Annotated in this window: 10 protein-coding genes; all 10 read right to left on the bottom strand. The window is 37.7% G+C overall.

Translation table 11 applies throughout. From position 1 onward, the window contains the following. Positions 1 to 139 precede the first annotated feature (139 nt). The gene (locus RKD52_RS20215; protein WP_454101292.1) at positions 140 to 313 is read right to left on the bottom strand and encodes a hypothetical protein; all 174 of its coding nucleotides are present in this window, start codon (positions 311 to 313) and stop codon (positions 140 to 142) included. 63 nt (positions 314 to 376) lie between these two features. Continuing rightward, the gene (locus RKD52_RS20210) at positions 377 to 1,111 is read right to left on the bottom strand and encodes a hypothetical protein (protein WP_454101291.1); all 735 of its coding nucleotides are present in this window, start codon (positions 1,109 to 1,111) and stop codon (positions 377 to 379) included. 183 nt (positions 1,112 to 1,294) lie between these two features. Continuing rightward, on the bottom strand, positions 1,295 to 1,546 hold the full coding sequence (locus RKD52_RS20205) for a hypothetical protein (protein ID WP_454101290.1): 252 nt from the start codon (positions 1,544 to 1,546) through the stop codon (positions 1,295 to 1,297). Further along, positions 1,543 to 2,235, bottom strand: a complete 693-nt coding sequence (locus tag RKD52_RS20200) for a hypothetical protein (protein ID WP_454101289.1) — start codon at positions 2,233 to 2,235, stop codon at positions 1,543 to 1,545. The genes RKD52_RS20205 and RKD52_RS20200 overlap by 4 nt, the downstream gene beginning before the upstream one ends. Next, entirely contained in the window at positions 2,174 to 3,955 is a 1,782-nt protein-coding gene (locus tag RKD52_RS20195) for a hypothetical protein (RefSeq protein ID WP_454101288.1), read from the bottom strand. The genes RKD52_RS20200 and RKD52_RS20195 overlap by 62 nt, the downstream gene beginning before the upstream one ends. 76 nt (positions 3,956 to 4,031) lie before the next feature. After that, the gene (locus RKD52_RS20190) at positions 4,032 to 4,184 is read right to left on the bottom strand and encodes a hypothetical protein (RefSeq protein WP_454101287.1); all 153 of its coding nucleotides are present in this window, start codon (positions 4,182 to 4,184) and stop codon (positions 4,032 to 4,034) included. Positions 4,185 to 4,204: 20 nt separating this feature from the next. Continuing rightward, positions 4,205 to 4,699: a hypothetical protein gene (locus RKD52_RS20185; RefSeq protein ID WP_454101286.1), complete on the bottom strand. Its 495-nt coding sequence runs from the start codon at positions 4,697 to 4,699 to the stop codon at positions 4,205 to 4,207. A gap of 13 nt (positions 4,700 to 4,712) precedes the next feature. Beyond that, a complete protein-coding gene (locus tag RKD52_RS20180; RefSeq protein ID WP_454101285.1) occupies positions 4,713 to 5,009 on the bottom strand; it encodes a hypothetical protein in 297 nt (98 codons plus the stop codon). Between the two features lie 288 nt (positions 5,010 to 5,297). Beyond that, positions 5,298 to 6,206, bottom strand: a complete 909-nt coding sequence (locus RKD52_RS20175; protein ID WP_454101284.1) for a rolling circle replication-associated protein — start codon at positions 6,204 to 6,206, stop codon at positions 5,298 to 5,300. Between the two features lie 477 nt (positions 6,207 to 6,683). After that, positions 6,684 to 6,953 (bottom strand): hypothetical protein, encoded by a 270-nt coding sequence (locus RKD52_RS20170; RefSeq protein WP_454101283.1) that lies wholly within the window; start codon positions 6,951 to 6,953, stop codon positions 6,684 to 6,686. Between the last annotated feature and the right edge of the window lie 286 nt (positions 6,954 to 7,239).

Below are 7,239 nucleotides of genomic sequence, written 5' to 3'. Positions count from 1 at the left end.
AATACGAATTGTGCAAAGCATAACCATAACAGTGAGAGTAGCAAAGAAAGCAACCTTAGAACCTTTAATAATGGCATTTTCTATATTTTTTATTTTAATCTCTTTTTCTTCATCATTACGCATTTTTAAACTGGATTCATTATTCATCCTTTATCCTACCTTCCAATTTTAATTTTTCTAATCCTTTATTGATTAAGAATCTTATGAGTTTACTTTCATCAAGATCAAGACCATCTTTATTAAACGAAACAAGTACCTTGTCAAATTCCTTTTGCATCTGTTCGTCAATCCTAAATGTTTTTCGTTCAGTCATATTAAAAACCCCTTTATAGTTTGTCTGACAAAATCATACACCGTCAGAATGAGGTTTGTCAAATTAGGATATACGATCCGTCCTTTCTACATAAGTAGTCTTTTTCATTTTTTCAACCTTGTCATAAGAGTTAAATACTTCCCTTAAATATTCATCTTGAATGAAATTTTTTCTCCAAAGTCTGTGCAGCTTGTTTTTAAGAACAGGTTGAGAAATAACAGATTCGTACTCCATAGCATCAAAAGCCTTCATCCAAGTCCAACGACCACCCACCGTATAACATTCGACAACTTCATACGTTTGTTCCCTTAGTGGTTTAGCAACCCTTGTGAAGACCTGGGAAGTAGAAACAATTTTTATTCTTTGTTTGCGTTGCTGGGTAATCTCACTTAAAAGAGTTTCGGGGAAGTTCTTCCAGGCAGTAGAATTAAATTCGTTCTGTATTTCATCAATAGCAAAAATGACACCATCTTCACCATTACGAATATTAAAGAAATCATTCCAATCATTGAATTGACCGTCTTGCAGCTTAAAACCAAAGTTCGTGTAAATCTTACATTTAGGATGCTGATGCTTCATTCTGACAAGATACTCAACCATACCAGTTGTTTTTCCTGCACCTTGTTTCCCTGCATAAAGAGTTACACCAAATTCAGAGAAAGGTTTACCATGTTTCATGTATTTAAAAATATCTTTGTAGATGAAAAAGAAATACTTTGCAAATTTCCACAAAAAGTTTTGGGCAGTATATTTTCTATACGGTTTCGGTTTTTTTGGTCGTATATTATTTACGGACATTTTCTATATCCCCTTTAGAATCATTCGTGTTTTTTATAAAAATAGGGTGCAGATCTGGAAGCTGCAGCTGAAGATTTTCTTTTAAAATCCGAACTATGATAATTGTGTAAGTGTTTGTAGAAATGCCTGGGGCATGCCCCGCAGCATACGCTTTGCGGGTCAACACCCCTACGGCATTTTTTTCTAATCTATAAATGGGATCTTTGCTATTACCCAGTTGAATATATACCATAAGAATTCGATACCATAAGCCAAAATTATAAGACCCATAATAATTCCGATAGTATTCATAGGAACCAAGCAGCTCACCGCATCAATCACACCAACAAAGGAAGATTGATTTTCAGGGCTAAAAGAAAAATTTAACGAAGGCATTAGAGCAATGATCCATGAGAGAATACCAACGCAAAACATAATAATAGCGGTAATTATCACCAGGAAGCACCCCCGTTTTTACTTGCCATCATATTCATTCTTCTAAAGAGCCAAAATCCAAACATGAACCATAAGAACCCACTTATAATAGGTTTCCACCATTGGGAAGTAGCTTCGATAAATGAAGAATCAAAGACTTTCATTTCCATACCGAACAAATTAGCGTACATGTCTCTAGGAGCGTCACAAGATGCACCCTTAAAAGGAGCAGCTAAATATTTAAAGGTATCAGCAGGAAAGAATTTCTTTTCAGCCTGTTCTTTCAAAGGTGAAAATTGTTCCTGGACAGAGACAGTAGGAACAAAGAGAGTAGAAAAAAGAGATTCTATCCCTTGAATAATCAAATTAGGAATATTTACAACAGTTGTTAAAATAGACCCGATAGGATTAACAATAGGCTTAATTATTTCACCAATAGCGACAACAATATCAGAAAGCCAACCAGTGACAGTACCCAAAGCAGTTGTAATAGTCGTTACAATGGGCTGCGCAAGGGTAGCAAGAGCCGAGACAATAGAAGTCAGGTTTGTCCATAACATTTCAAAAAGAGATGTAAGGGAAGTCAATATAGGAGAAGCAATATTTCCTATTGCATCAGCTATAATAGTGAGCCTACTCCAAAGAGTATCAAAGGCATTTAAAACCGGATCTAACATAGTAGAAAGAACAGTTAAAACAGGCTCTAACATTCCCACCGAGCAAAGAAAACAACTCAGAAAATAACCCTTGAATCAAACCTATCAAATCGCCCAGGTATCCAATAATTGAAGTGAACCAAACGACAAAGGTTAAACTTTGAGCCCAATTCCATATATTTTGGAGAAGGGTAATAATCGTTTCAATAAGAGCCTTTAACCAGTCCAATAAATTCCCATCAGTAGGTGGGTTTGTTGGATCAGTACCAGGATCAGTACCAGGATCTCCACCAGGATCAGTACCAGGATCTCCAGGCTCGGGATCAGGTTGACCAGGTAAAGGAATTGGAGTACCAGGAACGTGACCAGGAACGCCAGGCAATACACCATCATCCTCACCAGGATATAAAGGCGCAGTAGGAGGGGCAGGCGTCACAGGCGGAAACATTGGCGGCATTTGAACGGGTTGACCTTCAGGCGTCAATACTTCCTGTCCATCTTCTGTAATTATAACTTTTTCAGTTGTAAGTCCAGGCGGCATCATAGGTTGAGAATCAACAGGAACATAATCATAATTTATAGTCCCATCTTTATCTTTAAAAGGACGAGCCCAAAAATGTTTTCCTTCCATACTGACAATAGCAGGCACATCTAAATTTTGAGCCTGTGGATTCACTTCATAGGGCAAAGAATAACCACCTTGAGTAATTGCCGAAGTATCTCCGAAAGTAGGGAATTGATAAGAAGAAGATCCTGGACTAGCTTGCGAAGCCATATGCCTTGCAAGTTTCCATGCAGCTAGTTCTTCAGTAGCAACAGAAGACATAAAGGTTACGCCATTGCCAATATTTTCAGCAAACGGAAATACCGGAAAATAAGATCCTGAACCGTCAATATTTTTCCAAGTCTGTTGTGTCATTGAACTGTCAGGGTTGAAAGTTACAACAACAGGCACAAAAGAAGATCCTAACTTTGTAATCAAATAAACAGTATCTTGCATTGCAGAACCGTTGTAATCAATATGGTAGAGCTTATAAGGAACATAATTTTCATGCGGTCTGCTTGAATCCTGAATACCTTGAAAGACCAAATAATGTGAGGATCTAGCAAAGGAATGAACTGTACTATCAGGTGTAATCATTAACCAATCATTATGGCCGCCAAAATTTACAGAGGACATATCATCTGTATATTGGACATTCGTATAGTACGGCATCTGCTGCGCAATATAATGCTGAAACCAAAACATAGATAGGTCATTCATTAAGCCATCCATATAAGCAGAAACATCATGACCAAGAGCAACAGCTTCATTAAAAGCATACATTACAGAAGGCTCGACTTTTTCGTCCAAATATTGACCAAAAGCCAAGTCAATTTTGTTTATTTCGTCCCAGGCTTTGTCATGATAATCCTGTGCCTTTGGACTACTAGAAAGAAAGAGAGAAAACCCACTTCCAAGAATAAGCCCATACATCCCAGGAACAGCAAAACGATTCGATGTCCTTTCAGGAATATCAATAGTATTTACTTCTAATTCCTTAGGAGCCTGTTTCATCATAGGATTATGAACAATGAAACATTTCTTCTGTCCAACATAATCAGGAGGGCAATCCGTAGGTCTACCGTACATGTTCCCATCATCTTGCGGAACTGTCTTTTCAGGATCTAAAACAGGCGTTGAAGCCATAACAGGCAAAGCAGCAATATTACCCAAAAGGGGAGTTATAAATGCCATCAATACCATTAAACAAATTAATATTTTTTTTGCCATAATTCACACCCTATTAAAAAAGGCGGAAGCATCAAAGCCACCGCCATTTTTAAAATTAGATAAACATAATTGCTTATTAAAGGAATTTATAAACAATACGAGGGATCAAAGAAATACCAACCATGATAGCCATGATGCCAACACCTACTGGAAGAAGCACACCAACGTTATCAGAAATAGCGTCAGAGATAGGTTGCACCATTGCAGTTGTAACTGTTGCAGAATCCATTTATTTCACCACCTTTCAAATTAGGCTACTTTGCGTATGAATGTAGCAAAGAATCGCCAAAGTAGGAAAAGAATAATTGCAAAGGGTATATAGAAAACACCGTAAGTTACAATGGTGTCACTACCGGAAATAAGATGCTGCTGCTGATCTACAATGGAATCTAACTTTGTGAGTATTTGACCATTAGTATCAGAAAGTGTCGAATCACCTTCAGAACCTTGCGTTACAAGAGTTTGCAGTTTTTTGTTAGCATCTTCGAGCAGCGTTTTTTCCTGTTCGAGCTGCTTTTCTAAAACCTTTATTTCTTGCTGCTGCAAAAATATTAATATGTCGCTTTTGTCAACTATGTCAGACGGTGTCGGATCAACAAAACCTTCATACTCATATTCTACCGGAACAGGTTCAACTTCTTCAGGCTGCTGAACAGGTTCTGTTGTCTGATCTGCTCCAGTAGTGAGATCAGGTTCTGTTGTCTGTTCAGGTTCAGCGATCTGTTGATTTTCTTCCGGGTTCATAGGCTACCTTCCTTTACAGCTTCACAGCTTCTTTAATATGAAATCCTGTCACTTTGATAGGGTTTCTTTTGTTGGATAGATCGAGAGTAATTCCAGCTTTAGCCTTGCAGGGAAATGCAGCACCCGAAAACATACCTTCAAATGCTTCGACAGGCAGAGTAGCTTTTGCAGGAAGTAAACCTTTCTTATCGGCTCCATTTACACCAGGAGTTTGCACATAGTGAACAGTCGTTCCCTCGACTAAACGCCCACTATCATCATTAAAACTATATTTCGATATTCCTAGAATCAGCACATCTAAGGCTTCCATTTTTGTTCCTCATTTCATATTTTGTTATATTTTGTACTTTTTTATCTTACTATCGACCTATGCTTTTTACAATATTTTTCTTGTCAGACTTTGTCAGCACTTTTAAACATACGCTAAAAATAGACATAGCCCTCAGACGCCCATATTTGCCTTCTAAGCGTTTTTAGTGCTTCCTGGTATATTCCTATTGGGTACTAGCAGTATGCACGAATTTATATTTTCTCTGTATAAATATTCATGTTTTGTATAATTATTGAATACATAGAAAAAACCCCCATTTATGGGAGTTTAAGAGATTTTGTCAAGTATTAGTTCTTTATTTATTTTGCGTTTTGGGTTATGCTCTTTATAGACGATTTTACCGAGATATTCACTTTCGTAGGAGTTAGTGAATGTCTCTTTTTTTGTGTCTAATTCGTAAGCTGCTATAACGGCTTCTGCTTCTATTCCAGTATATACTTTTGGTCTTTCCAATCCTGCACTTGTGAGATACGCCTTATGCCCTTTGAGACGCCCGTCATCAATATCCATGTACTTCACTATGTACGCCCCGACATTGTCAACAGTCCCTTCAGGATTGTACATCTTACGCTTCTTGCGCCCTTCCTCATAATAATCTAACCTTTTGAGATCGACCCAACCATGATGCCAATATATATCATGAACGAGCCTTTCAAAATATTCCCGCCTTTCCTTATCGTCCCGATCCCAGGTAATATCTAAATCTATGAGCATATGATAATGTATGGCGCCCCTGTCCTGGAACTCACGAACAGCAAAATATTTATGTTTTTTATCAAAATCTTCATTGAGCAGCTGAACGAATTGGGCAAAGTCTTTATCAGCTTGTCCAATATCTGTCATGTTTTCAGCGTAGGTGAGAGTGACGAAAAGAGAGGAAGAATCAAAATTATTAAGTGCGATCCGCCTTGCAGTATTTTTAGCATCACGCAGCGTTTGCTTACGCCTTTCTTCTTTCCTGTCTACCTTTTCTTTTAATTTATTTTTTGTCCATTCCTTCATAGCTTGTGCAGCGTTTTCCCTGGTTTCGGGATTGTATCTATATAGGCTAGTATCAGCCAAGTGTTCACTATATGAATCATGTTTATCAGAACAATTTTCATGTGGGTTGTGAGGTGCTTTTTCCATTTCGTAGACCTCAATAATATCTCCAGTAACTATTACTTTTCTATACAATCTTAAACCCCCTAGTCTTGCTGAACCCGCATTCTTTCGTTATAACTATGTGGTACAATCAAGTTGTACCGAGCATTAAAATCCTTCCGCTCCGCTAGGGCTTAAGGGAAACTTTTCCCTTAAGAATCCCAGTAATCAAACTCCCCAACCCCTCAATTCTTTGAGGGGCTCCCTCGCCGGTAGGCAGGTCAAAAGGCGCTGCTTTTGACACACCAAGAGGGTTTTGTTTGGTTAATGTATCAACTCCTTAAATTCCCTTCGGTCAGACCTTTACCGTTGACACACGCCCCATATAGCACATTAATTTTTAACAGCAGCCACCGAAGATCAGCAAGAAACCCCTTAATTCTAAATAGGTTTATCACCAACTATACTTTTAAATATTTTTCCTTCGGAACGCTTACGCTAAAATTTTTAAAACTATACTTGCTTCCGACCTGGAGAGCAGCAGGAACAAATTAAACCCAAGAAATAAGATTAGAGTAAAGCTTTTAATTTCAGAACTTCAGGTAAAGAGAGATAATCCGATTTAGCGACTTCCCCACAATGATCAGAATTATCATAATAAGTCAAATACAGCAAAGCACCACCTTCGAGCTTAATAAATAAGGTGAACGCCCCATCATCAGACCAGTGATCATAAGAGACTGCCTTTCTATCGAGATTTAACATTTCATCCTCACGTTGTAATTTTTCAAAAAGAAAAGGAGGAACAAGAGCCTTCATTTTATCCATAAACTTTTCCATTTTTACCACCCTTTCAAGAAGTCCAAATATCACTCTATTTAACTACCAATACAAAAGCAGCCGTAGATCCACCAATAGAAAGAAACCAAAAAGAAATTTCTTTGAGCAACTGAATTAAATCACTTTTCACACACATGAGATCCGCCTCACTTTAAGAAGAAATTCATAGCATAAATCAGACCAACAAATATAGTAATTCTTGCAAGCATGAGATTGACCTTATCAAGCCGTTTAGAGATACGATCATAATTAAATATACGTTTTATCATGACGTCACCGCATCCAT

This window comes from Metabacillus sp. SLBN-84, from assembly GCF_053629595.1.
Note: the sequence above shows the minus strand (reverse complement) of the source record. Positions and strands in the feature narration are given on the sequence as shown.

Excerpts from the sequence above, each read along its gene's own strand:
- RKD52_RS20215 (WP_454101292.1), bottom strand. The coding sequence starts at position 313 with ATGACTGAACGAAAAACATTTAGGATTGACGAACAGATGCAAAAGGAA.
- RKD52_RS20210 (WP_454101291.1), bottom strand. The coding sequence starts at position 1,111 with ATGTCCGTAAATAATATACGACCAAAAAAACCGAAACCGTATAGAAAA.
- RKD52_RS20200 (WP_454101289.1), bottom strand. The coding sequence starts at position 2,235 with ATGTTAGAGCCTGTTTTAACTGTTCTTTCTACTATGTTAGATCCGGTT.
- RKD52_RS20195 (WP_454101288.1), bottom strand. The coding sequence starts at position 3,955 with ATGGCAAAAAAAATATTAATTTGTTTAATGGTATTGATGGCATTTATA.
- RKD52_RS20190 (WP_454101287.1), bottom strand. The coding sequence starts at position 4,184 with ATGGATTCTGCAACAGTTACAACTGCAATGGTGCAACCTATCTCTGAC.
- RKD52_RS20185 (WP_454101286.1), bottom strand. The coding sequence starts at position 4,699 with ATGAACCCGGAAGAAAATCAACAGATCGCTGAACCTGAACAGACAACA.
- RKD52_RS20180 (WP_454101285.1), bottom strand. The coding sequence starts at position 5,009 with ATGGAAGCCTTAGATGTGCTGATTCTAGGAATATCGAAATATAGTTTT.
- RKD52_RS20170 (WP_454101283.1), bottom strand. The coding sequence starts at position 6,953 with ATGGAAAAGTTTATGGATAAAATGAAGGCTCTTGTTCCTCCTTTTCTT.